The 23,841-nt window shown below is 49.8% G+C and carries 23 protein-coding genes and 3 riboswitches; of the genes, 4 read left to right on the top strand and 19 right to left on the bottom strand.

What is annotated here, in order from left to right; translation table 11 throughout:
* Window positions 1–65: 65 nt before the first annotated feature.
* The 4 genes from NZD86_RS03435 to NZD86_RS03420 form a co-directional block, all read right to left on the bottom strand.
* Window positions 66–266, bottom strand: coding sequence for a cold-shock protein (locus NZD86_RS03435; protein WP_268045098.1), 201 nt, complete (start codon window positions 264–266; stop codon window positions 66–68).
* 232 nt (window positions 267–498) lie between these two features.
* Window positions 499–1,716: an MFS transporter gene (locus NZD86_RS03430; protein WP_268046777.1), complete on the bottom strand. Its 1,218-nt coding sequence runs from the start codon at window positions 1,714–1,716 to the stop codon at window positions 499–501.
* A 357-nt stretch (window positions 1,717–2,073) separates the two neighbouring features.
* Complete coding sequence (locus NZD86_RS03425) at window positions 2,074–2,649, bottom strand: PadR family transcriptional regulator (RefSeq protein ID WP_268045097.1); 576 nt, start codon at window positions 2,647–2,649, stop codon at window positions 2,074–2,076.
* A 144-nt stretch (window positions 2,650–2,793) separates the two neighbouring features.
* Complete coding sequence (locus NZD86_RS03420; RefSeq protein ID WP_268045096.1) at window positions 2,794–3,693, bottom strand: LysR family transcriptional regulator; 900 nt, start codon at window positions 3,691–3,693, stop codon at window positions 2,794–2,796.
* Between the two features lie 122 nt (window positions 3,694–3,815).
* Here NZD86_RS03420 and NZD86_RS03415 point away from each other — a divergent pair, with 122 nt between their 5' ends.
* Complete coding sequence (locus NZD86_RS03415) at window positions 3,816–5,495, top strand: efflux MFS transporter permease (protein WP_268045095.1); 1,680 nt, start codon at window positions 3,816–3,818, stop codon at window positions 5,493–5,495.
* A gap of 34 nt (window positions 5,496–5,529) precedes the next feature.
* On the opposite strand, the gene NZD86_RS03410 is transcribed toward NZD86_RS03415, so the two are convergent.
* The 10 genes from NZD86_RS03410 to NZD86_RS03365 all read right to left on the bottom strand — a co-directional run bounded on the left by NZD86_RS03410 (window position 5,530) and on the right by NZD86_RS03365 (window position 17,005).
* Window positions 5,530–6,360: a carbohydrate ABC transporter permease gene (locus NZD86_RS03410; RefSeq protein WP_268045094.1), complete on the bottom strand. Its 831-nt coding sequence runs from the start codon at window positions 6,358–6,360 to the stop codon at window positions 5,530–5,532.
* 18 nt (window positions 6,361–6,378) lie between these two features.
* On the bottom strand, window positions 6,379–7,302 hold the full coding sequence (locus NZD86_RS03405; RefSeq protein ID WP_268045093.1) for a carbohydrate ABC transporter permease: 924 nt from the start codon (window positions 7,300–7,302) through the stop codon (window positions 6,379–6,381).
* Between the two features lie 30 nt (window positions 7,303–7,332).
* Window positions 7,333–8,652 (bottom strand): ABC transporter substrate-binding protein, encoded by a 1,320-nt coding sequence (locus NZD86_RS03400; RefSeq protein ID WP_268045092.1) that lies wholly within the window; start codon window positions 8,650–8,652, stop codon window positions 7,333–7,335.
* 158 nt (window positions 8,653–8,810) lie between these two features.
* On the bottom strand, window positions 8,811–10,391 hold the full coding sequence (locus tag NZD86_RS03395; protein ID WP_268045091.1) for a bifunctional metallophosphatase/5'-nucleotidase: 1,581 nt from the start codon (window positions 10,389–10,391) through the stop codon (window positions 8,811–8,813).
* 63 nt (window positions 10,392–10,454) lie between these two features.
* Window positions 10,455–12,488 (bottom strand): molybdopterin-containing oxidoreductase family protein, encoded by a 2,034-nt coding sequence (locus NZD86_RS03390; protein ID WP_268045090.1) that lies wholly within the window; start codon window positions 12,486–12,488, stop codon window positions 10,455–10,457.
* 21 nt (window positions 12,489–12,509) lie between these two features.
* The gene (locus NZD86_RS03385) at window positions 12,510–13,064 is read right to left on the bottom strand and encodes a C40 family peptidase (protein WP_268045089.1); all 555 of its coding nucleotides are present in this window, start codon (window positions 13,062–13,064) and stop codon (window positions 12,510–12,512) included.
* 257 nt (window positions 13,065–13,321) lie between these two features.
* Window positions 13,322–14,626 carry a nucleobase:cation symporter-2 family protein gene (locus tag NZD86_RS03380; protein WP_268045088.1) on the bottom strand — a complete coding sequence of 435 codons (1,305 nt, stop codon included), beginning with the start codon at window positions 14,624–14,626 and terminating at the stop codon, window positions 13,322–13,324.
* Between the two features lie 30 nt (window positions 14,627–14,656).
* Window positions 14,657–15,229: a xanthine phosphoribosyltransferase gene (locus NZD86_RS03375; RefSeq protein WP_268045087.1), complete on the bottom strand. Its 573-nt coding sequence runs from the start codon at window positions 15,227–15,229 to the stop codon at window positions 14,657–14,659.
* A gap of 172 nt (window positions 15,230–15,401) precedes the next feature.
* A riboswitch (purine riboswitch) is annotated at window positions 15,402–15,503 on the bottom strand.
* Between the two features lie 55 nt (window positions 15,504–15,558).
* Window positions 15,559–16,011, bottom strand: a complete 453-nt coding sequence (locus tag NZD86_RS03370) for a universal stress protein (RefSeq protein ID WP_268045086.1) — start codon at window positions 16,009–16,011, stop codon at window positions 15,559–15,561.
* A gap of 85 nt (window positions 16,012–16,096) precedes the next feature.
* Window positions 16,097–16,230: riboswitch (cyclic di-AMP (ydaO/yuaA leader) on the bottom strand.
* Between the two features lie 136 nt (window positions 16,231–16,366).
* Window positions 16,367–17,005 (bottom strand): LysM peptidoglycan-binding domain-containing protein, encoded by a 639-nt coding sequence (locus NZD86_RS03365; RefSeq protein ID WP_268045084.1) that lies wholly within the window; start codon window positions 17,003–17,005, stop codon window positions 16,367–16,369.
* A gap of 1 nt (window position 17,006) precedes the next feature.
* Window positions 17,007–17,131: riboswitch (cyclic di-AMP (ydaO/yuaA leader) on the bottom strand.
* Between the two features lie 190 nt (window positions 17,132–17,321).
* Between NZD86_RS03365 and NZD86_RS03360 the strand changes: the two genes are divergently transcribed.
* Window positions 17,322–17,861, top strand: coding sequence for a hypothetical protein (locus NZD86_RS03360; RefSeq protein ID WP_268045083.1), 540 nt, complete (start codon window positions 17,322–17,324; stop codon window positions 17,859–17,861).
* A 396-nt stretch (window positions 17,862–18,257) separates the two neighbouring features.
* On the opposite strand, the gene NZD86_RS03355 is transcribed toward NZD86_RS03360, so the two are convergent.
* From NZD86_RS03355 to NZD86_RS03335, 5 genes are all read right to left on the bottom strand, one after another.
* On the bottom strand, window positions 18,258–19,451 hold the full coding sequence (locus NZD86_RS03355) for a WD40 repeat domain-containing protein (RefSeq protein WP_268045082.1): 1,194 nt from the start codon (window positions 19,449–19,451) through the stop codon (window positions 18,258–18,260).
* A gap of 278 nt (window positions 19,452–19,729) precedes the next feature.
* Window positions 19,730–20,668: a manganese-dependent inorganic pyrophosphatase gene (locus tag NZD86_RS03350; RefSeq protein WP_268045081.1), complete on the bottom strand. Its 939-nt coding sequence runs from the start codon at window positions 20,666–20,668 to the stop codon at window positions 19,730–19,732.
* Between the two features lie 140 nt (window positions 20,669–20,808).
* Window positions 20,809–21,141: an SCP2 sterol-binding domain-containing protein gene (locus NZD86_RS03345; protein WP_268045080.1), complete on the bottom strand. Its 333-nt coding sequence runs from the start codon at window positions 21,139–21,141 to the stop codon at window positions 20,809–20,811.
* Window positions 21,142–21,249: 108 nt separating this feature from the next.
* Entirely contained in the window at window positions 21,250–21,711 is a 462-nt protein-coding gene (locus NZD86_RS03340; protein ID WP_268045079.1) for a GNAT family N-acetyltransferase, read from the bottom strand.
* A 150-nt stretch (window positions 21,712–21,861) separates the two neighbouring features.
* On the bottom strand, window positions 21,862–22,203 hold the full coding sequence (locus NZD86_RS03335; RefSeq protein WP_407655209.1) for a winged helix-turn-helix transcriptional regulator: 342 nt from the start codon (window positions 22,201–22,203) through the stop codon (window positions 21,862–21,864).
* Between the two features lie 146 nt (window positions 22,204–22,349).
* Here NZD86_RS03335 and wrbA point away from each other — a divergent pair, with 146 nt between their 5' ends.
* Both wrbA and NZD86_RS03325 read left to right on the top strand, forming a co-directional pair.
* Window positions 22,350–22,964, top strand: coding sequence for an NAD(P)H:quinone oxidoreductase (wrbA, locus tag NZD86_RS03330; protein WP_268045078.1), 615 nt, complete (start codon window positions 22,350–22,352; stop codon window positions 22,962–22,964).
* 15 nt (window positions 22,965–22,979) lie between these two features.
* Window positions 22,980–23,762, top strand: a complete 783-nt coding sequence (locus tag NZD86_RS03325; protein ID WP_268045077.1) for a DODA-type extradiol aromatic ring-opening family dioxygenase — start codon at window positions 22,980–22,982, stop codon at window positions 23,760–23,762.
* Window positions 23,763–23,841: the final 79 nt, after the last annotated feature.

The raw sequence follows: 23,841 nt of genomic DNA, 5'->3' as shown, positions 1-23,841 counted from the left end.
CATTCAATCACAAATAAAGGACACAGAAAAGCCCACGCAGAAATCTGCATGGGCACGATTCCGAATTACAGCTTGTTAACGTTAGCTGCTTGAGGACCCTTTGGGCCTTCAACGATTTCGAATTCTACAGCTTGACCTTCGTCAAGAGACTTGAAGCCGTTACCTTGGATTGCGCTGAAGTGTACGAATACATCGTCGCCGCCTTCAACAGAGATGAAACCGAAGCCCTTTTCAGCGTTAAACCATTTAACTGTTCCTTGTTGCAAAAGAATTCCTCCATGGTGCTAAAAGCACACTCTTGAATTTACACAAATGCCGCCCCTCTGACCAAGAGACCAGAGAAACGGCTCATGTATCAAAACAGGTCATGCAATTGGTATCGATATCATCTTACACGCAACACGAGATGATGTCAAACCTCATCTGTGCCTTTTTCTACGAAATAATTGATTCTAAGTACTGCACGCAAAGCAGCGACCGCGAAATACATCCGGACCGTCAGTCAAAACTGTCCTTAACATGTTTTCTGCCGATGTAAAACACGATGATGCTGATAACCACAGCAATGGTTCCCATATAAAAAGACAAACTTGGGTTGTACCGCTCCGCCAGCTTTCCGGCTAGCCAAGGTGCAAACGCACCACCGAGGAAGCGGGCAAAGCTATAAGCGGCCGAAGCGACGGATCGCTCAACCGGGGCAGCCTGCATGACCGCGGTTGTCAGTAAAGTAGCCATGATTCCCATCAGGGCACCTGCGATGATGACCGCTGTAACAATGATCGTTCTGACGGACCAAGAAGCCCCCAACACATTGATTGCATGTTTCCCGGGAGCAATCGCCAGACCGATACACAGCAAGTCCAAAGCAATCAAAATGAGCATTGCATACATGGATCGCTTTACACTAAAGTGCCTTTCAAACCAGGGGGCGAGAAATACGGAGAATATAGCCATCATCACACCCCAACCAAAAAAGACGAACCCTAGACCCCGCGCACTCATGTTCAGTACAAATGGCGTAAACGCAAAAAGTGTGTAGAATCCGTAATTGTAAAAAAACGCGGTAATGGCCATAGTTGACAGACCAGGGTAGCGAAGCGCGCGAAATGGGTCCAGAACAGAAACAGACTTCTTCGGTTTTGGAAGCTTGGGAAGCATCGTTGCGATGGCAAGAAGTCCAATGAGCATCAGCACAGACACCCCGTAAAACGGTCCACGCCAGCTGATGCTTCCTAGCCAACCGCCAAGTAGCGGACCAACTGAGAGACCCAGCCCGAGTGCTGCTTCATACAAGACGACCGCGGCTGCAGCGCCACCAGACGCTACGCTGACGATGACAGCCAGGGCGGTGGCAATGAACAGGGCGTTGCCTAGTCCCCAGCCCCCCCGAAATAACACCACTTGTGCAACTGTGCCCGAGGTACCGGCCAATGCTGAAAAAACTACAATGATAAAGAGTCCGACAAGTAACGTCCATTTGGGACCAATTCTGCTTGATACGGCACCTGTAATGACCATCATGATGGCTGTGATTAGCATGTAACTTGTGAATAGCAATTCAACCTGACTCGGAGTTGCATGAAGATTTTTGGCAATGGACGTCAGAATCGGGTCAACCAGACCTAACCCCATAAATGCGACAACAACAGCAAAAGCCACCGCCCAAGCTGCTTTCGGTTGCCGAAACGTGCTTGCGCGGTGATTGCCTTCACTCATATCAATTCCGTGTGCACTCGATTGCGGCACTTCACCGTCTCCTTTTTTACTAGTCTTCAGCTCTTCAATCACATGATTGCGGATGTGGATCCAATTGAGAAATTATCCCCATTCCAAATGAATATAGTCGCGAGTGTTATTAGACAATTCCCAACCCCCAGAGTACATATATAAATTTTTATATAAAATCAGCAATCAAGAGTATAAAACCCGACTTGTTCATATGTCAATTTTGACATATGAGTTTGGTGTTTCGCCGATGCAAGACGAGAGTTAGCTTAAAAAAAGACCCCAGAACAATGACCCTACTGGCGTCTTGTTCTGGAGTCACTCGAAGATTTTGTTGTGTCCCTGCTATTACGTGTTCCGTTTCACTTCTTCCAACCGACTGTCTTGGTTTTCTTCTAGGAGGGCCAGCACCCATTCACACCACTCGATTTCCTCTTGCTCTTGACGAAGTTTTCGTTGAAATAGAATATATCTACCGAATGATCTTGAAGAAATATCCGGAATTCCGTTACGATGTTCCTCTTCCATCCCACGAATTTCATTCAGTCTGTAATTCACCTGTTTTCTAAATAACGAGATACGTTCTTCGAACATTCTCTTTGCAGACTGGGTGTCAACAAGCCAAATGGCGTAGACCTTGATGAGAAACTCATCCCGGATTACGGGTAGAGCTGATTTGCAAGAAATCCACTCTTGGAGTACAGCTAAGCCTTTGTCTGTAATTGAGTAAATTTTCTTATTGGGTTTGCCAGACTGCTCTACCAACTCGTATGTGAGTAAAGAGTCCTGCTGCAATTTGGTTAGGAGTGGGTAAATCTGGCTGTGTTTTGCTTGCCAGAAAACCTCTAGTAGATGTTTCAATTCATAACCGGAACATGGTTTTCGAACAAGCATACTAAGCAAGGCATATGCCAATGAATTCACGATAACCCTCCCCAAATTCCTCGAGAACCACGCTAAAACTACCCCCAATAAATGTGCCGACGCCCGGGGGGAAATGACCCTTTGGTGTCCCTACATAACTGAACAATTGTAGGGCTTTACCCTCATCCACACAAAAAACAGCAATTAATGACGCACTACGTCGGTAGAAATTTCTTTGAAGTAATTCACGACAAAGGTGTGAAATTGCTTTGCTGCCACGGACAAATAACGTCTGTTGGACCATGCCAAGCCTATCGTCCGCTCGCACACGGGATCAGTGATTCGCAATTTGTTCGGCAAACGGTGCGCTGCTGCAGTCCAGGTCAAGGCGGGTACAAAAGCGATACCCAGCCCCTGCCTCACCAACCCGCCAATCACATCCGGTTCGTCACCAGCAAAAAAAATATTCGGAGTGAACCCGGCTTGTTGGCAAAACCGATCTGTGAGATGCCGGAACCCATAACCCGCGTTCATGCTAATGAAAGACTCGTCCCGAACCTCACTCAATACGACACTATCCCGCTGTGCAAGTCGATGATCCGGGGGAACGACCAAGAAAATCTCCTCAGTCATGAGCGGTTGCCAGACAACGTCGGAACTTTCGATGGGCTCCGACGAAATACAAAAGTCGATTTCGCCGTTTTCAAGTTGTTGTTTCATCGACGCGGTCGACTCTAAATATTGCCTTAAGTGAACTTTGGGGTAAGCAGCAAGGAATGACCCTAACAGGTCTGGCAGGATTCGAGGAATGGAGACAGCGAGGGTAACCGTTCCTTGGTTCAGGCCTGCTAAGTCCCGAATCTCGCGTCTCCCCTCATTCAGTTCCATGAATGCCCGTTCGACGCGGGCTAAAAAAGCACGTCCAAACTCATTGAGTCGGATCTGGCGCCCTTGACGGTCAAACAGAGGAACTCCGAGATCTTCCTCAAGCCGCGCTATGGTCTTACTGAGAGACGGTTGAGCAATCTGCAATTGGTACGCTGCCTTCGTTATGTGTTCAAGATGGGCAACAGTTTGAAAATATTTCAGTTGAAGAAACTCCATGACGTGCTCACCCTATTCCGCTATTAATAGATACCAGTCTATTAACTCATAACTTAGTATGTATTTTACACTATATTGGACGGTTCTTAAAATAGGAACAAGAAAGGGAGGGACGAATCTACGTGAATCAACCCAACGGCTCACCGGCCGCTGATACACATATCGGGAAATTCCCGAGATACTTGGTCATTTCGCTGTTAACTATGTTTGCATTTGGACCGCAATACGTTCTTAACGTGTCTTTCATGCTCAACCAAATCATCATCCAGAACGGCTTTGCTGTCGGCACAAACACACTACTCCTACCTTCCGTGATATCGAACCTAGCCTTCGCACTCTGTGTGCCGTTTGGACCCGTCTTCTCGAGAGTTTTCGGACTGAGGAGATCGTACCTTACACTCGTTGCCGTATTTTTTTGTGGTGCATTACTCAGCGCCTGTTCTCCGCACATGGTGCTCTTTACGATAGGACGCCTGATTCAGGGTCTCAGTGCGGGTTCCCTATTTCTAACCATCTTGCCCGTCAGTCTCATGTCATTTCCGAATGCGGTTCGCAACCGGTTTTTGCTTCTTGCCATTGGTGGTCTCTTCGGGTCATCCGCTGTCGGGGCATTCCTCGGTTCTCTATCACTCACTGCAGATGCTTGGCGGTGGCTCTTTTTACTCGGCGCACTAGGACCCGTGTTCTGTTTCCTGGTTGGCTATATCGCACTGCCGAAGGGCGAAGCACAACCGCACCATATTCCGTTCGATATATGGGGTGCGGTTATCCTAATTGCGATCGTCGTTGTGGCCCTATTTCCATCCATTCATTTGGAGAGTTTGGGGATTGGTTCCGTCTACGTGTGGCCATTTTTCCTCATTGCTCTGCTCTTATTCGCACTGTTTCTCATCGTTGAGTATCATCTGGAACACCCATTGGTCCATTTTCGCGCGATCCGCTCCGCCAAACAAATCTTTGGCACAAGCATGGCCATCATCAGTCACATTGCGTTGATTGTAACCTTGATCGGCGTGAATGGATTTCTGCGCAACGTGAAAAACACAAAATTCCTGTCGATCGTCCACTTGTATCTATGGTTCATTATCGGGGTGGTCATCGTGGCACTTCTTGGCACCTGGTTGTACGACAAACTGGGCGCAGGGGTACTTGGAATCATCGGATCGCTGGCCGTGGTTTTGGTCAGTCTGTATTGGCGTGCCATGGGAACACAGACATCCCTCGGTCAACTGGATATCGAAATGGGGTGCGTCGGCGGTTCAATCGGCCTGGTCCTGATATCAGGGGCATTGGGCACAGCACTCGCCGGAGATATTCACGAAGCACGTTGGCGGTCAGTCTCCCTGCACTTTACTCGTAACCTCATTGGTGCCATCGTTGCGCCTGTAGCCGCTTGGATGGTCTACAAAGAGACAGCGATCCACTACGAGGACATGAGAGCACAGATAAGCTTGGCCAATCCCGAAGTCAATCTGGAAATGGCCAAACTGACCCAGGACCTTTTGAATCATGGTGTGCCGGCTGGAACTGCCAAGGTCGCGGCATTTGCAGCCTTGATGCAAAACGCTCAACAGGCAGCACTCCAGAGTGCGTTCCATAACCTGTTCACTGTCCTTCTTGTACTAGGTATGCTCATGACGCTGACTTCAATTGGCATGGCTGTGACGGGTAAGGGGAGATCGCTTGTACAGAAGGCTGCGCAGACGGCGACGGCGGCACAGAAACCCGAGCCTCCTCGTATGCTCATAGAAGCAGGCGCAACGGCCTCCCCATCCAGTCAGCACGGATCCGCTCAGCGATAGGGGCGAACATTCGCTGAGCGGCGTTTCCCCCAGCTCACTTCATTCCTGTTTGCATAAAGCTATTCACAAACTTGCGTTGAAATATGATGAACAGAATTAATAGTGGAGCTACGACAATGAGTGTGCCCGCACAGATCATCTGCCATTGTGCGCCTGTTTCACCCATTTGTGTGAGCAACTGCAGTCCAATCGTCAGCGGTTGTGTTTGCGGCGTCGACGTGACAATCAATGGCCACAGGAAGTCATTCCAGTGGAAACTCACAGATACGAGGGTGAATGCAACGAGTGCCGGGCGCATGCCCGGAAGCAAAACATGCCACAAAATCTGCCACCATTTTGCTCCATCCATCGTCGCAGCCTCTTCAATCTCCCGAGGCAACTGGCGAAATGTCTGTCTCATCAAAAACGTTCCCATGGCTGAAGCAAAGTACGGTAACATGATAGCCCATTTCGTATTGACCAAGTGCAGATTTTGCATGGTCATATAGTTCGGGATAATCAGCGCGCTTACTGGAACCATCAGTTGCAGCAAGAACATGATAAAGATGATGTTGCGGCCAGGCATGTGAATCCGTGCAAATGCGTATCCGGCCAATGTCGTTGTAATGAGCTGAATGATAACAATCCCCGCAACTAGCTCAATCGTATTTACATAATACATTCCAAACTGTGCGCTTTGCCAAGCATCCACAAAGTTTTGCAATGATGGCATCAAACCTCCAAATAAGGAGGTCACGCTATTTGGGTTATTGGGATCTTTGAAAGCCATCAAAACAACCCATACAAGCGGCATTATCCAGCCAATCGCCAAGATGGCGAGAACCGCTTGGATGAATCCATTACTGAGTCGTCTCTTCATTCCCATCTCGCTTCCCCCTCCCGGCTAGGACTCGTAATGCACACGCTTGTCTACGACATTCTGAAGAATAGCCACGAATATCAGCATAGCGATGAGAATGACCGACAGAGCTGATGCCTCACCCGTATTTTGATATGTGAACGACTGCTGATAAATATAGAACAGGAGCATATTCGTACCGTTATCCGGACCGCCTTGCGTCATCACGTACAGTTGATCGACCAGTTGAAACGCGTCAACCATCGCAATGGTAAAGACAAACATCGTAGTGGACATGAGAAGTGGAACGGTGATCGTCCAAAATGTCGTCCATGCACTGGCCCCATCCACGTCTGCGGCCTCGTATGGATCTTTACCGATACCCTGTAAGCCGGCCAAATAGAAAATGACGAAATATCCGAGCTGCTTCCATATCGTCATGATGATGATGGCCCAAATTGCGGTTCGAGGCTGCCCAAGCCAATTTAATTGCGCGCCGCCGAAAGCTGACAACGCCTTATCGATCAGTCCGTAATCCGGCGTATACATAAACAGCCAAATGGAAGCTGCACTGACTAAGGGCAGTACGGTTGGATGGAAGAGAGCCACTCGAAAAAATCCGGTGAGGCGGTAGCGTCGGTTGAGCATCACGGCCAAAATCATTGCCGCAACGAGAGATACCGGAACGGTTGCTACAATGAACAAAAATGTATTTCCCATCACCTGCCAGAATAAATGGCTGTGAAACAGCATTCCGAAGTTTGCGAGCCCGACAAACTTCGGAACAGGGTGAGCGCTATCTTGCAAACATAGACTGTGATAGAGTGCAATGATCATCGGCCATATGGTGAACGTAAGCAAAATCACTGCAGATGGTAACAACATGAGATACCCTTGCCACGCCCGCCGAGTGAATCGGCGTGGACGCGGCATGTGAACGACGGGACTTCCCACTTGTACAAGACCCATAACGGTGCGATTCCTTTCTTAAAACACGGTTCAGTTCTGGTATTTAGATAGGATTTGATCCGCCTTTTGTTGTGCATCCTTTAGGGCCTGTTGCGGTGTTACGTTTGCCGTAAGAACCTGCTGACATGCCGTTGAGAGGATGCTTTGAATCTCTTGACCGTCGTGCGTTCCCAGTTCCTTTGCAGCGGATTGCATCTGTTGCTGAATCGCTGCAGCCTGTGGGGTTTTTTGCAGATATTGTTTCATCGCATCCGTCTCATAAACCGCCGGGGAACTGCCGACATACCCTGTTTCAATGGACCATTTTGCCGCATTGTCAGGTTGCGCCATCCACTTGACAAACTCGTAAGCTGCCTGTTCCTTCGCACTGTCTTTCGTGTTGAAGACGTAAAGGTTACCGCCACCGGTCGGGGAACCCTTCTGTACATTACCGGGCAACTCTGCCACACCAACATTAAACTTCGCGGTCTTTAAGATACTTGTCAGGCTTCCTGAAGAGTGATATATCATGGCCGCTTTTCCAGATTCAAAATCAGTCGGCGCCGTGGTCCAACCAAGCAGCCCAGTTGGCTCAATTTTGTCCTTTTTGCTTAAGTCTGCAAAAAACTGTAATGCTTGAGCTACCTTGGGATCGTCGTACGTGACTTTGTTGGCTGCATCTCCAACAACATTTTGACCATTTTCAATTGCAAAGGGTTGAAACTCCCAATACGTGAGACCTGAGGTCGGGATCTCAAGCCCCCATTGACCATTCTTCGTCAACATTTTGCCGTCCTTGACGAGTTCGTCCCACGATGTTGGCGGGGAGTTTGGATCCAGACCTGCACGATTGAATTCGTCCTTGTTGTAGTAGAGCAGAAGGGTACTGCGTTGAAAGGGAATACCGTACGTCTTGCCGTTCAATGTAGAATTTGCCATCAACGCTGGATAAAAACTCGTGAGCCACTGCTTGTCTGAGTCTGAGGTGGCAAATTGATCAATCGGGAGAATGAGATTTGCGTCTAACAGTGAGTACATGTCAGTTGACTGAAGCACTGCAACGTCAGGTGTACTTCCAGCTTTTGCAGCCGTCTGTACTTTCGTCATGGTTGTTTGATAATCACCTGTAAATACAGGAGATACTTGAATGTTTTTATGTGTCTGGTTAAATTGGTTGACAAGGTCTTTGACATCTTGCGCGACTGGTCCCGCAACTGCAACCGGGAAGTCAAATGTGAGTTTCTCCACATGTTGATCCGATGCACTTGAACCGTTCGCTCCGCTCGACGATCCGGAAGATCCACACCCGCTCACCAATACGATTAAAGCGGTTGTGCCAGCTAGGACAGCACCCCATCTACTTAAAGCCATACCCAGAATCACCTTTTCTATAATAATTTGTAGGTCAAGACTGGGGTCATCTTAGCATGGCAATGTAAAAAATAGTTAGTTTTGTATAAATGATTTATAAAACTCAGAGCAATTTACTTTACAAAAATCACATATTTACCTACCCTATTCCTGATTTGTCAATCACGTGTCACACACCAGTTATGGTTACACGTTGCCGCAATCGTGCCCGTTTCTCTGATGTAGTTGGCTATTAACTCAGAGACATCAATCTGGATCTCTTTAACTGTGGGACAAGATTTAAACATATCATAGTTCCCGCCACCAGCTGCCCGATAGTTGTTTAAGACAACGTCATACATCATTGCATCGTCGAGCGTAACCCCGTCAATCATCACCTCTCCTACCCTATTTCCAATCGGCTTCGCTACGTTCACGGTATACTCTATCCCCTCCCACATGTCGTAGTTATAGTGCTGTGGTTTGGGATACAGGAATTCAGAACTAACGACGATTTCCCCGTGTCTATCAAGTGCAAAATAGCGTGCGGACTGTTCCAGGGCCTCGCGAATCGCTCGGCCTGACACGCGCAAAACACGCAACGTGTTCGGATATTTGTAGTTGCTGATCACCTCTCGCATTGTGATGTGCTCGCTGAACCCCTGCGCATCTTCGTCGAACAAAGCGGCAGCTGAAATCTTGGCACCAGAGGCCCACATTTGAACGCGGTTGACGAACTCAATAAACGGGTGTTCGGTTTGTCGAGCCAGTGCGGCATCGTGAATCCGCAAATCCCCCTCAACGACGCCGATATCCTGGTCCAACCACCGCTGTGTCTCTCGCTCAGACGAGGCCAACAAGGGTATATCGAGTACCGACGGATCCGCATCATAATTGGCCGTGGAAATCAGTTCGCCGCGAACCTCGTCCACCTGCCATGTGCCGTCTGTGTTCACACACCTGAATGCCACGTGACCAACGTGGCGCCCTTCATGTCCCGGTTGCAACAAAACTGTATCTCCAAATCGTTCAGCAAGTTCTCGATGTTGGTGGCCCGTCAGAAGGGCCTCAATGTGAGGAACTTTTTGCAGCAGTTCGTATCCCTGATTTTCACCCGTAAGGGGTTCAAGAGGCTCTCCACTTGACAAGTCGCGCTCGACGCCGCCATGGTACGCGACAATAACGATGTTGGCCTGCTCCTCTGAGCGAAGATAGGGAATCCAGTGGCAGGCTGCTTCGACCGGATCGATAAAATCCATTCCCTCCAAGTGACGCGGATTCTCCCAGTTCGGCACGTACTTCGTCGTCAGGCCAAGCACGGCCACCCGAAGTCGGGGGCTGCATTCCCGAATGATGTAGGGCTGTCCGAAATAGGGCTGACCACTGCTTTTATCGATGATGTTGGCAGACAGCCACGGAAATTGCGACTTTTGAATGGCAGCATGCAAATAATCCCGTCCGTAATTGAACTCGTGATTGCCAAGCACCGCCGCCTGGCACCCCATCTGATTCAGTGCCAAAATACTCGGATGAACCGATTGCTCTGCGACTTTCGCGTCGTAATAGCTGTTGGCTGCACCTTGAATCACATCACCATTGTCGATCACGATAACCTCGTCAAACTCACTTCGATTTATCCGAATGCACGTCGACACCCGACCTAACCCAGACGGTGCAGACTCCCTATCGGCGTACCGATAGGGATAGATATGGCTGTGTGTGTCACTCGTATAAAAAAGCCCAATTCGAAACGCCTTCATATCCGGCACACGCTCCCATCGTATAGTTGCAACGAAATCTAATTCACAGTGAGCATCGCAGCGCTAGCCCGCTTTGACAACCTCAACGCGCGTGGAGAAAAAGGTGGCTCCCCCGCCCATATCCGCGATTCGCTGAGAGGTCAGTGTGTTAACTGACTGGTAACCGAGGACATCGTCATCCCACCATAACCCTTGAGAAAGAACCAGCCCAGGTTGGACATCCGTTGTCACTTCTGCAACGAGGATAATTTCTCCGCGATCGTTGAATATCCTCACGAGTTGCCCCGTGTCAATACTTCGACACGCTGCATCGATGGGATGAATCTGAAGCACTGGTCGCCGTTCCGCAGCAGTCAATGACGCTACGTTTGCGCCTGTCGAGTTTAAGAAGTGATGGTTTGGAGGTGTCGTAAAGTACAATGGATATGAATCATCTGATTGTAAATCCACGTGCGTCGGTACAGGGACGAGTCCATTTCGCTCCATACGTTCCGAATAAAACGCAACTTTCTTGCCTGTCGGCGTAGGGATACCGGTGCTTGTCCCATCCGCAGCACTCTCAATGTTCAGTTTGACCCATCCTTGCTCCCAGAGGTCCTCGTACGTGACACCCTCGAGGTACGGGTTTCTTTTGTAATCAAGGGCTGTGCGAATCATGTCTTCCTCTGTATCATCAAAGCATGACTCAGTGAATCCCATGACCTTCGCCAATTCTTTGAACAACGTGAAGTTGGATTTAGATTCGCCGAGAGGCTCGATAATCGGTTTATGTAATTGCAAGTACAGGTGCCAGTACGACTTGTACAGATCCAGGTTCTCAAAGTGACTGGTCGCGGGTAGTACGATGTCAGCGTACTTGCAGGTGTCGGTCGGGAAGAGATCATGAACGACGGTGAACAAGTCGCTTCGCAACAACCCGGTGCGGACCTTGTTTTGGTCGGGAGCCACTTGAGCCGGATTCGAGTTGTACACAAACAGGGCTTTCACGGGCGGATCGGCTGTCTGGAGGACATCGCCGAGTTGGTTCATGTTCACGAGTCGCGGCAGCGGCCTCGGGAGCAGGTCCGGCCGCTGGACGCCCGCTACATTGTGTACGGCGTAGTGGCTGTTGCCTTTGATCGCGCCGCCGCCACGAACGCCCCATTGACCCGTAAGTGCAGGCAAGCAGGCGATGGTTCGGACAATCATCCCGCCGTTATCGTGATGCTGCAGTCCATTCCCGATGCGAATAAAGGAAGGTGTCGTCGTTCCGTACAGCTTGGCCAGTGATTCGATATCCTCTGGCGAGACGCCTGTCAACTCCGCAACCCGCTCTGGAGAATAGGCTTCAACTTGCGCTTTTAAAGCGTCAAAGCCCACGGTGTACTCAGACACGAACGCCTCATCAACGAGGTGGTCACGGATCAGTACATGCATCATGCCAAGAGCTAAGGCCGCGTCCGATCCCGGACGGATCTGAACAAACCAGTCTGCCCATTTGGCGGATCGGTTACGGTGAACGTCGATAACCACGATTTTCGCGCCACGTTTACGCGCCTCATTGGCGAGCAGCATCTGGTGCATGTTTGTGCTGATAACATTGCATCCCCAGATGAGGATGAGATTTGAGTGGATGGTATCCTCCGGATCGATCCCGGCATTCGCCCCCATGGTATACGCGAAACCCGTGGCCCCCGCTGAATTGCAGATGGTCCGTTCAAGACGACTCGCTCCCAAGCGGTTGAAAAAGCGCCGATCCATGCCTTCGGCATTGAGAACGCCCATGTTGCCGTAGAAGCTGTACGGTAGAATGGCTTCCGGGCCATATTTGGAAATGATGTTATCAAACTGGCTCTTGATTTCGGCGTACGCCTCCGACCAAGAGATCCGTTCAAACTCCAGCGTCCCTTTTGGCCCCTTGCGCCTGAGAGGATGGAGGATCCGACCACGATGGTAGACACGCTCTGGAAATCTCCGCACCTTTTGACAGATAGCGCCCTTCGTCACCGGGTGATCCGGATGGCCGTCAACGCGTACAATTTTTCCGTCCTCGATGTCCACCGAGAGACCGCAGGTGTCCGGACAATCGAGCGGACAAACGGATCGGACTCGTTTCACGGGTATTCCTCCCTAAGAAAGTTATAAGACACGCCGTCCATAGATAAATTTGCTGCTCCAATACGAGTCGTTCAAGCTCATTTTCATCAACCCATGTGTCGTGACGGCCGCGAACTCGTTGTTGCCCAGGTAAATTCCATCGAAGGTTCCCGTGCCTGGTGTGGAGCCGAGATCGAAAACGACCAGATCTCCTTTTTCCAACTGACTGGCACCGCCCACGATGGTACCAAATTGTACTTGTTCGGCAATTGTTCGAGGTAACTGCACACCCGCCTGGTCATAGACATATTGAACAAAACCGGACGCGTCGAATGACGCCGCACCGGGATTTTGTAGGATCTGTTGTGCCGCAGCGCAGACTTTGTCTTGCTGCTGTGTGTTGGTCGGTTGCGACGGTACTATCGTGACATTTGCAAGAGCAGTTGTCGTGGTGTCAGTCTGTTGCCCGACACTTGCATCGGTCGGCTGCTTCGAGACCGCGTTCCACCAATATTGCCGACCTATCAAAGTCACCACCAAAAGTACGACAACGATCCCGCCAACAACCCCACCAATCAGCTTATATCGAGTTTTCACGGTTTCCGTCACTTCCCCTGCGGTGATATCGGTAATGGGTCACACGAAGCAAATCAGTGTCTCCCATTCAGTTCCACAAAGCTACACCATATGCATAGTGTTCGGATTGCATGCTTGATTCTTGGGCGTGATACGCAAGCGTGATCGGGTCCTTAAGTTGACAGTTTTTCGTTATGTTGGGTGATTTTCCGTCCCCGAATCTATAAAAAATAAGCCCGCCACATTATCGTGACGGGCTTATTCTACCACGTATTCTTTCACGAGACGGACGAAACTACCTTCTCAGTTCGTGATAGCTCCGCCGTTCCGAAATGATTCATGAAGAGATTCATGGCGACTGCTGTGACGGCCCCGGGGACGATCCCGCTCTGGAGGAGCATATTTAACGTATTTGGGAGGTGAGCGAACATCTGTGGGACGACTGCTGAACCAAGCCCCACGGAGATACTGCATGCAATGATCAATAGATTCTCATTTCTTCTCAGATCCACGTTCCCGAGCATATTCATGCCGTATGCGACGACCATGCCAAACATGGCGATCATAGCCCCACCGAGGACAGCCGACGGGATGACCGTAACCAGTGCAGCAACTTTCGGCAGCAAACCTAAGACAAGGAGAATGATTCCAGCAGCGACGATCACACTGCGATTCTTCACTCGGGTCATCGACACAAGGCCGACGTTCTGAGAGAACGTGGTGTACGGGAATGTGTTGAATAGCCCCCCGAGTACAATGGCGATGCCTTCAGCCCGCAAGCCCTTGACAATGTCTTTGTCTGTGATTTCCCTGTCCGTAATTTTGCTTAGGGCATAATATACACCGGTCGACTCCACCATGCTCACAACGCACACAATGAACATCGTAATCACAGCAGGTAAACTAAACTGTGGCCGACCGAAGTACAGAGGGTGAACGATATTCACCCATGACGCAGACGCCACCGAGCTGAAATTCACCATACCGAGGCAGTATGCTGCAACCGTGCCCGCGACAAGTCCTACGAGAACGGAAATAGAGCGAATGAATCCATGGAAAAACCGGTTGATCAGAATGATGAGAACAAGTGTACCAAGGGCTAATAGCAAATTGCGCGGCTGTCCAAAATCCGGGCTGCCTGTACCACCTGCCGCGTCGTTCATTGCTACCGGAATCAGAGATAGGCCGATGATGGTGACGACAGACCCCGTTACAATTGGGGGGAAGAAGGCAAGCAGCTTGCCAAACACAGGCGCTGCCAGAAACACCAAGATGCCAGCAATGATGATGCTTCCAAAGACGGTCGGCAAATTGGTCGTGTGGCCAATGGCGATGATCGGTCCCACTGCAGTAAACGTACATCCGAGGACAACTGGCAGTTGAATGCCGACAAAGCGGGTGCCTACGACCTGCAACAGCGTCGCGATTCCACACGTAAACATGTCGGCTGCAATTAAGTAGGCCATTTGTGCTCCGCTCAGTTTCAGGGCGCCACCAATAATGAGAGGGACTATCATCGAGCCCGCATACATAGCCAAGACGTGTTGCAGTCCTAACGCAAAGACTCCTCGTTTGTTTAACAACACCGTTCCTCCTTCAAAATAAGGCTGACCTTATAGAAACTCAATTCCAACTGTGGGCGACATGCGACCAATCCGCGCGAGCGCATAGACAGGGACACCTGCATCGTCCAAGGATTTGCGGCCACTCTGAAAACTCTTTTCTACGACGACGCTGACCCCCACCAAGGTAGCTCCGGCCGCTTCGATGATTTCCCGCAGTCCTCGAACACCAGCACCTTCCGCAAGGATGTCATCGACGATGAGCACTCTGTCGTCACTCGACAAAAACTCCTTGGAAACGGTGATCTCGTACGTTTGCTGTCTCGTAAAGGAATACACGGATGCCGAATACACATCACCCGATTGTGTGATGGCTTTCGTCTTCTTTGCATAGAGAAACGGAACCCCGAGTGCCAGTGCTGCGGCAAACGCGATATGAATGCCACTGGCTTCGATGGTGACGACCTTTGTTACACCTTCATCTTTGAAACGCTCGCCAATGCTCTGACCGAGTTTCATGACTAATGTCGGATCGACTTGATGGTTGAGGAACGAGTTCACTTTTAAAACGCGATCCGATAGGACTTTACCTTCCCTGCGAATGTAATCTTGGAGCCATTCCATCCACGATCAACTCCTTTCAAATGCAAATAAAGCCCAGATAGACAGATTCCCTGGATACTCGTATCCAAGTGAAACCTGTCCATCTGGGCTTTTATCCCTATGGTGTAACGCACGCAGTTTGCGTTCGCATCGCTCGGACCAGCTCACACAAACACGTGTCGCGTGACGGAACCCTAGATGCGCTTCCACCCGTAGTCAGGCAATTTACGGTTGCCTGGTAGAAACTTGCGGGCCATATTCCCGCGATTATACGAGCGCTATTCTTTTTACAAGGTGACGATAGCAACAAACCGCCAACAAATCAACCACCAGAATTTTCGTTAGCCGGTTTACTTCACGACGAGTACATTGCTTGGCGCGTCCTGCGTGACTTTTTGACTGACGCTGCCAATAAGGAGTTTCTCGAGAAGTCCCTTATCCTTACACCCGACAATAATGAGATCCGTATCATCGTCATCTGCATATCGGCAGATTTCGTGGGCCGGCTCTCCCGATGTAAGAACTATTTTCGCGTCGAGACCAGACGCCAAAAACTTATGGCGAGCAGCCTCCAAGATTTGTTGGCCTTCCTCATCCAATCGTTCTTCGACGTCACCCACATCGACAACATAGCCTGGGCCGACACCCAAATTGTATACAGGCTTGACAACGTGAAGTAGTGTTACGCGACAACCCGTTTGTTTCCCGCTTATAGATTGAACCGCAGGCATGACGGTATCGACTGTGTCCAAATCCTCAATAGGTACAAGAATCCGATTATACATGGCCACTCCCCATTTCATTGTTTGTCCGCCATCAAAAATCCCCCGTAAGAATATTCCTACGGGGGAGCGGATTTTACAAAAACATAGGCGGTCATGATACAACACACCCTCTCTTATACGCTGACGAAGTTAGCTGTCGGATTCGGGAATAAGAGATTTCCCTACCAGTCTTGAAAACTGGATTCACCCCAATGAGTTGGTTCCTCCGCTTCCTTTCGGAACTCGCGAATTACGGTATGCAGTTGTTCGTTCTTATGGACTCTTTGCCTTGTATGCCATAATCTTCGCAATTCTATTTCCCTTTTTGGGGGTCGAAGAAGACTTTTCGAATTCCAACAAAGGGCCATCCCCGAATCGACGGGGATGACGCGCTTCAGACACCCGCTAGCCGCATGACTTGATTTTCATAGCTGATCGAGTGGTTGTAGTGATAAATTGCTGTCTTCGGGCTGCTCGAGTAGTGGTCCGCGGCAAGCATGTGAGCAGCGGTATAAATTGCATCATCTACGTTATAGATACTTGGTACGCGGTGCCCGGGCGCCGCGACTCCATATTTGGAAAATGTGGAGGGCATGAATTGCATTGGACCTGTTGCACCTTCCGCATTCTTCAAATGGCCCGACGTGCTGAAGTTACTTTCCAGCTTATGAATTGCGGCGAGAACCTGCCAAGACACGTGGTACTTGCGACCTGCCGCCTGATATACGGGGATCAATTGCTTGGGAACACCGCTTGTTACTGGTGCTGTTTTTCTTGCGGCGACAGCCTTGACTGTCATCTTTGTCGATCCCGACCCTGGAAGCTGCAGCCGTTCACCTTTGTAAATGAGACTGGAGTGAAGATGATTGAGTGAGCGCAGTTTTTGAACCGTTGTGTGAGTGCTGCGCGCGATACCCCACAATGTGTCCCCGGATTGCACCATGTGTGTCGTGCTGGCAAAAACCGTGCTGGGGCTAAAGGATAATGCGGAGATGCCTAGTGTAGCCAGTAGAGATAGAGAAGCTTTGTTCAACTTTACCATCCTTCCAAGCCTACGAGGTTAGTTGACGGGTTCGGCTGGAAGTAGCCTAGGAGTACATCCATTCACCCCAAAAGTTCGTCCCCCGTTCGCGCATGCGCGATTCGGCATTTCTTTTCCGCACAACATTCGTAGATGGTTTCCGGTTTACGTCCGTGGGATGACTCTGGACCGTTTGGATCGGCGGCGATGACCACCTTCCCGTACTGAAAACGGCATACGATCTCTCCATCGGAACCTACTTCTCTTCGACCCACGAAAAACCCAGATGAGAAGGCGAACTTTTAATGTACCAAGGCACGAGAAGAGGGTGAGCACCATATTGGAACTTGAGAAAGGCTCCCGCACTTTGCTGGTGGAACTATATAGACTCAGTCGAAAGAGCCGTTTAGACGAACATATTCTGGTGCCTGAAGAAGTGGCAAAGGTCCTCCACGTCGATGTAGAGGAAACCAGCGTGTTTGTAGACTTCCTTGAAGATAAGGGGTACATACGGTGTGGTCGTCCCGTTGGAAGACAGTACTCGTGGGTTAAATTGACGAGCCAAGGGATGGACTTAGTCATTGATACTAAGAGATTGGACAACGTGTTTCAAGTCACGCAAAACCCCCGAAACAGCCTCTATCCTATACAAATCGACCGTTCGATGCTGGAGCAATTGGCCGAAGGGTCGCATGTATCAGATGATGTCCTAAGACAAATCGAGGAAAGCCTCTCCGATGTGATCGATGCATTGCATCAACAAGACGACGAACCCCTTCGGCGCCTCATATCAGAGCTTGTTCTGACTGGCGGCCTCGACCCAACCATCATCGCCATTAAAGCCCTTTTAGCCGCACATCGTGTCTGATCATACTTCCAATTTTTCAAGCGCGTGTTACAGTATAATTGTCATACCTGTCATATATTGTATAGGGTGGGGTAAAACGGAATGAACACCGATACGTTATTGAGTCTAGCACCCGTTATAGAGTTGCTGCTGACTACATATGACTCCAACAGTACGATCCACTGAAAGATATGGCAAGTGACGACGCGATGATAGCTAGTTAACTCGGCACGGATGGTAACTCACGTTAACAAAATGACAGACAAGAGGGAAAAACCCGTTATTTGCACCGTGCAACCGGTCAAGCCGAGACGAGCCAATACCATTTTGGGGCGCCAGCAACGATAATCGTTGCCGGCGCCTCAGGCAATTACTACCTTCCCGAGCCAGGACCCTAACTCCTCAGCCGGTCAAGAGCTACTTTGACCACGCAAATGGCGCAGCCGCTTGGTTTTTCAGCGGTGAGTTGTCCCCTCCGACTTCATTCCAAGTCCCGCTTTGATATTGCCAGATGCCACCGAGAAATCCGCCGTTGCATGTCAGCAAACCCGATGGGGACCAACCAAACGTGATCGGAATCACACTGTGACTGTCCGACGGTGTATTGTTCCAGACAGCTGTCCATTTTCCGGACTCCATCTGATAGATTTTACCGTTCGTCGAGTCGCTGACCGTGAGCGTTCCAGTCGGTGACCACCCGAACTGACGGATACCATCCTTGGCGAACGGTGCGTCCGCACCACCCACTCGCGACCACCCGGTGTTCTGTAACTGCCAAAGACCTAAGGCCTTCTTCGAGTCGCCTGAAATAAGGAGCTCACCTTGCGGTGACCAAGCGAGTTGCGTAACATTGCCAATTGGGCTGTTCACTCCCCCGGGCTGACTCCACGATCCGCCAACGTACTGCCAAACACCATGCGCACTCGTCGCTAGAGTGAGAACACCCGATGGTGACCACTCGACCTGAAGTCCATCCGCCGCAAATGGAACGCTCGAATAGTCCAAGCGATCCCACTTCCCGTTCACATACTGCCAGACACTTGAAGAGCCGTCTGATGCTTCGGCCACGATGGTCATGATTCCAGTGGGCGACCACTGAATCGAGTTGATAAACCCAAACGAAGCACTGCCGTTCACAACCTGCCATTTTCCGTTCGATTGATACCAAATTCCCTTTGTTTGACCGTCGTCCGGAATGGCGTACAGGACATTTGACGGTGACCAGCCGTATACGGCGACCGTCTTGTCCCCATTTGGGGTAACTTGTTGCCAACCTTTGTCGTACAGCCACAATCCCACGGAGTTTCCTGTCAACGCGTCATCGTTGCTTCCGACCGTGGTCGCTGTCAACGTCCCTTTTGGGGAGAAATCGATTGTCTTCAGCGGATCGGATGGCTGGTCATTCGGCCCACCGCCTGCTAAGACCTCCCACTTCCCGTCGAGATAAACAAAGGCGGCATCGCTCGTTACAGCCGTCAACGTTCCTTTCGGAACGGTTGCCGGAGCCTGGGGAACTTGCTCTTTATGTGAGCTTTGGCATCCCGAAACGAGGGCTATCATAGCTAATCCAGATGCCATGGCGACACCAAGACGCAATCTATGTGTAAACATGGGTGTCCCTCCAATCACTCTATTTCAACGGTAAATGTTGTGCCGAACAGCATATCCCGCTACTACTTTCAAGGGTAAAATCGCCGAATCATACATCCGACCGACCTATTGTACATGAGTGGAGCCCCGCAAAACGGTCAATTCGGGCGTGAGATTTGAACAATATAGGACAACCCAAAAGACCCGCACCATATTGGTACGGGTTTCGTTGGAGCTTCTCAGACCGTGCACGCGTAGAAGGCGTGGTCTGACATGCTATTTAGATATGATCGTGCAATTTACAGCGTCATACTTGACAGGGTATCCGTCAAAACAGGGACAATTTGCTTCTTCCGTGAGACGACACCCTTCAAAACGGTCTTGTTGTCTACGAGTGTGACATTGTACGCCTTTTCTACAGCCTTAGCGCCGCGCCCGAATGCGATGGCAACAGAATCGTTATTGAGAATGTCCGTCACAACAAACAGAAACAAATCGAGTTTCTTCTCATTGATGACGTTCGCAAGCACCGATTCCACTTCACCTTGACGCGAGAGCACATCGTTTACGTCCACTGCATTGACCTGTGCGATCTCGACCTTGTAATCCCCCATCGAAAATTCCTTGGCATCGATAGAGATGAGCTGCGAAACGCTCTTGTCGCTCAAATCCGCACCAGCTTTAAGCATGGCCAAGCCGTACTCGTCCAGGTTTACACCCGCAATGTCCGCCAACTCCCGTGCAGCCTGTACATCCTCGTCCGTACAAGTCGGCGACTTGAGAAGAAGTGTGTCGGAGATGATGGCCGACAGCATGAGACCCGCGATCTCCTTGCGAATGCTCACATTCCGTTCCTTGAACATTTTCAGCAAAATGGTCGCCGTGCAGCCGACAGGCTCTGCGCGATAATAGAGGGGATTGCTCGTCTCAAAATTCGCGATCCGGTGGTGATCAATCACTTCGATCACCTGAACCTGCTCAATGTCGCTGGCGCTCTGCTGGCGCTCGTTGTGATCGACGAGGATCACTTCTTTTGCTTCATTCGCAACGGTTTCCGCCAAACGTGGTGCTTTCACCTGGAAATGGTCCAAGACGAATTGCGTTTCTGCATTGACTTCACCCAAGCGAACAGGCTCCACATTTGCACCCAGCTTGCTCTTCAGTTCTGCGTAAACGATGGCCGAGCTGATGGAATCCGTATCCGGATTCTTATGCCCGAAAATCAGTACTTTGTCCATTGTGATCCTCCTTGTAGCTCCACATCAAATCTTCCAGTCAACATCCGAGTAAACCGGTATGTAAAACGGAATTTACTTCATACAGTATATCGGATTTTGGGGTGGGGCGGTAACCGGTCGTGCCTCGGCTACCGCTTGGCCTATGATGCGTATTTTGGGAGAATGGATTGAATCTTCATGGCGAAACCGAGATCGCCTTTTACTTTCAGTTTCCCCGTAAATACGGCTGTCGTCGCGTTCAGTTGTCCACGAATCAGTTTTACAAGGTTATCTCCCGAGGTCACGAGGGTACACAGTGGATTGGTCAACTCATCCGTCTTCAACTTGACCGTCCCACTATCGAATTCGACCTGAAAGGTCTCCGACTCGTCCCCTGTTATATCGAATTGAAGTACGCCATTGAGGCTCTGAATGTGTGAATTATCCTCGCTCATCTTTTTTTCCAAGTCCTGTAGTGCTTGCTTTACACTCATCATGACTCCTCCTTGTATGACGAAAAGATTTCTCTTATATTTCATATTGTCCTTCCCTAGGACAGATGCCGATTTCGTGAACTCACCGTTTCGACAAAACAAGGCGGCTTAGAGTTCCTTGTGAACAAAGTCACGGTAACTCACAAAGCCGTGTTTCTCATAAAACGCCTTGGCAGCCTCATTTCTCGCCCAATAATCCAATTCAACCCGGTGGATTCCTTCGCGTTTGGCTATGTCATAGATGTGCTCCATCAGATACGAGCCATGCCCACGTCGTTTTTGATTCTCGACGATACTGATCTGATGGACGTAGACTGACCTGTATTCCTTTCTGAATGCATTATCTGGATACGTCCGAACTTCTATCCATGCATAACCCAGAGCTTCGTTGTCATCCTCCAGTAACAGGAACACAGAGTTGTCGTTCGTCATCAGTCGTTTGAACGCGTCCCGCATATCATCAAAGACGTACTCTTTGAAGTACTCTGGATACAAAGTTCTATGTAAGTCATGTATCGGCCTGTTTAACCTTGCGACTAAATCGTAATCCGTCGTGCGAGTGACCCGCATCACCTCGTCCCTCCCACTTCTTGTATCGTATTATGCGGGGCTAATCAGTTAGCGCAAAATTAAGATATTTCTGTTTGGAATCTTAGGTATTCAAACGGTGGCAAAGAGCCGGTGATATCTCGGCCCCCTGATTATCGCATCAGGGCGCCGTTACTTTTGAATCCACTTATTCGCCCAATCTTGCACTTGGTCCATGACCGCCTCCAGATCACGTCCCTTTTCTGTGAGCATATATTCAATCCTGACCGGAGTGTCTGGATACACTTCTCGTTTGACGATCCCGGCGGCTTCCATTTCCTTAAGTCGTTCCACAAGCATTCTATCGCTCATTTGAGGAATCATTTCCGATATGTCGGAAAACCGATTTTTTCCCCAAAGCATCGCACGAATAATAAGTCCGTTCCAACGTTTGCCCAATAATTCGAACGCACTTTCAAATTTGGGACACATCTTCGTTTCGTCCATGAGATTCATCTCCGTTCCTATACTCATTATAACACCGTGGTTGACAAATAATAAGTCACTATAGTACATTTGACTCGCGTTAACTTACCAATAGTAATCTAGTTACAGTCGGTAAGATGACCATCGCTTAATTCTGCTTTTACGACGCACAACTAGACGGAGGGAAATCATCTATGAAAAACGTAAATCTCGCTGTGGTTTACTACAGCTCCACCGGAACAAACTACAAAATGGCACAAGCAGCAGCCGACGCGGCAAAGGAATTGGGTTCTGAAGTACGCGTGTTGAAAGTACCTGAACTCGCGCCGGAAGAAGCCATCGCTTCCAACGCCGGCTGGAAAGCACATTATGAAGCGACAAAAGACGTACCAACCGCTACAGCGGCTGATCTGGAGTGGGCTGATGCAATTATTTTCAGCGTTCCCACGAGATTTGGTAACGTACCGTCACAAATGAAACAGTTCCTCGATACAATGGGTGGTCTCTGGGCACAAGGCAAAACAGTGAATAAGGTTGTCAGTGCAATGGCCAGCGCACAAAACCCGCACGGTGGCCAGGAAGCCACGATTCTGTCCCTGTATACAAGTATGTATCACTGGGGGGCCATCGTTGTGGCACCTGGGTACACGGATCAATCTCTGTTCGCTGCCGGAGGAAATCCTTACGGTGTGAGTGTGACAGCCGTAGAAGATGGCAGCGTATCTGATGCTTCTATCGCTGCAATTCAGCACCAAGCTCGTCGTGTCGTCAATGTCGCGAAAATGATCAAGAACGGACAAGATAAGTAAGGGGAGACCAATCGAATGACTCCGTCTTTGTTTATTGCCCATGGAGCACCGCTACTGGCCATTGAAAACAACGAATACACTCAGTTTCTGAGCAATCTAGGCAATACGATTCCTCGTCCGAAAGCAGTTGTCGTGTTTTCTGCGCACTGGGTCGCTTCACAACAGCAAGTTTCTGATGTGGAAAACTACGACACAATTTATGACTTCGGCGGCTTCCCGGACGCGCTTTATCAAATCAAGTATCCGGCCAAGGGAGAAAAGGCCATCACGCAGGAAATTGAGGGTTTGTTTCAACAGCACGGGATTCCATATGAGACAGAAACGAAGCGGGGCCTGGACCATGGTGCATGGGTTGTCCTTCGGTTGCTGTATCCGAATGCTGATGTTCCCGTGATGTCAATGTCTGTTAATCCACGGCTTTCGCCTGAACAACAGTACAATATCGGCAAAGCGTTATCAGCGCTGCGGGAAAAGGACGTCTTGATTATCGGGAGCGGCGGCACCGTACATAACTTACGTGCCGTCGATTGGCAGGCGGATGGCATTCGGATTACACCATGGGCACAGGAATTCGACAATTGGTTGGAGGAACATCTGAAGCGTTGGGATCTAAATTCCCTCTTTCAGTACGAAACGCTTGCGCCAAACGCAGCGTTGGCCGTTCCTCCCCACGGAAATGAGCATTTTGTTCCATTGTTCTACGCAATGGGCGCAGCTGATTCCGTTCAAACTGCCCAGCTATTGCATCGGAGCTATCGGTATGGAAACCTCAGTCAAAGTGTTTGGCAGTTTGGTTGAAGGCAATCGACCGTGATCACCGAACATAAATGGAAGGTGAAGAGGGGCTGTCCTTTCGGGCAGCCCCTTCTGCATATTG

Origin of the sequence: Alicyclobacillus dauci (genome assembly GCF_026651605.1) — a bacterium.
Lineage (GTDB): Bacteria > Bacillota > Bacilli > Alicyclobacillales > Alicyclobacillaceae > Alicyclobacillus > Alicyclobacillus dauci.
This window is presented reverse-complemented; position numbering and strand designations above follow the sequence as displayed.

Bases quoted from the DNA above. Each gene is read 5' to 3' on its own strand.
- NZD86_RS03430 (WP_268046777.1), bottom strand. From the start codon at position 1,716: ATGAGTGAAGGCAATCACCGCGCAAGCACGTTTCGGCAACCGAAAGCA.
- NZD86_RS03405 (WP_268045093.1), bottom strand. From the start codon at position 7,302: ATGGGTCTTGTACAAGTGGGAAGTCCCGTCGTTCACATGCCGCGTCCA.
- NZD86_RS03340 (WP_268045079.1), bottom strand. From the start codon at position 21,711: ATGCGGGTCACTCGCACGACGGATTACGATTTAGTCGCAAGGTTAAAC.
- NZD86_RS03400 (WP_268045092.1), bottom strand. From the start codon at position 8,652: ATGGCTTTAAGTAGATGGGGTGCTGTCCTAGCTGGCACAACCGCTTTA.
- NZD86_RS03355 (WP_268045082.1), bottom strand. From the start codon at position 19,451: ATGTTTACACATAGATTGCGTCTTGGTGTCGCCATGGCATCTGGATTA.
- NZD86_RS03370 (WP_268045086.1), bottom strand. From the start codon at position 16,011: ATGAAATGGGGAGTGGCCATGTATAATCGGATTCTTGTACCTATTGAG.
- NZD86_RS03345 (WP_268045080.1), bottom strand. From the start codon at position 21,141: ATGAGTGTAAAGCAAGCACTACAGGACTTGGAAAAAAAGATGAGCGAG.
- NZD86_RS03410 (WP_268045094.1), bottom strand. From the start codon at position 6,360: ATGGGAATGAAGAGACGACTCAGTAATGGATTCATCCAAGCGGTTCTC.
- NZD86_RS03375 (WP_268045087.1), bottom strand. From the start codon at position 15,229: ATGGAATGGCTCCAAGATTACATTCGCAGGGAAGGTAAAGTCCTATCG.
- NZD86_RS03350 (WP_268045081.1), bottom strand. From the start codon at position 20,668: ATGGACAAAGTACTGATTTTCGGGCATAAGAATCCGGATACGGATTCC.
- NZD86_RS03420 (WP_268045096.1), bottom strand. From the start codon at position 3,693: ATGGAGTTTCTTCAACTGAAATATTTTCAAACTGTTGCCCATCTTGAA.
- NZD86_RS03335 (WP_407655209.1), bottom strand. From the start codon at position 22,203: ATGAGTATAGGAACGGAGATGAATCTCATGGACGAAACGAAGATGTGT.
- NZD86_RS03325 (WP_268045077.1), top strand. From the start codon at position 22,980: ATGACTCCGTCTTTGTTTATTGCCCATGGAGCACCGCTACTGGCCATT.
- NZD86_RS03395 (WP_268045091.1), bottom strand. From the start codon at position 10,391: ATGAAGGCGTTTCGAATTGGGCTTTTTTATACGAGTGACACACACAGC.
- wrbA (WP_268045078.1), top strand. From the start codon at position 22,350: ATGAAAAACGTAAATCTCGCTGTGGTTTACTACAGCTCCACCGGAACA.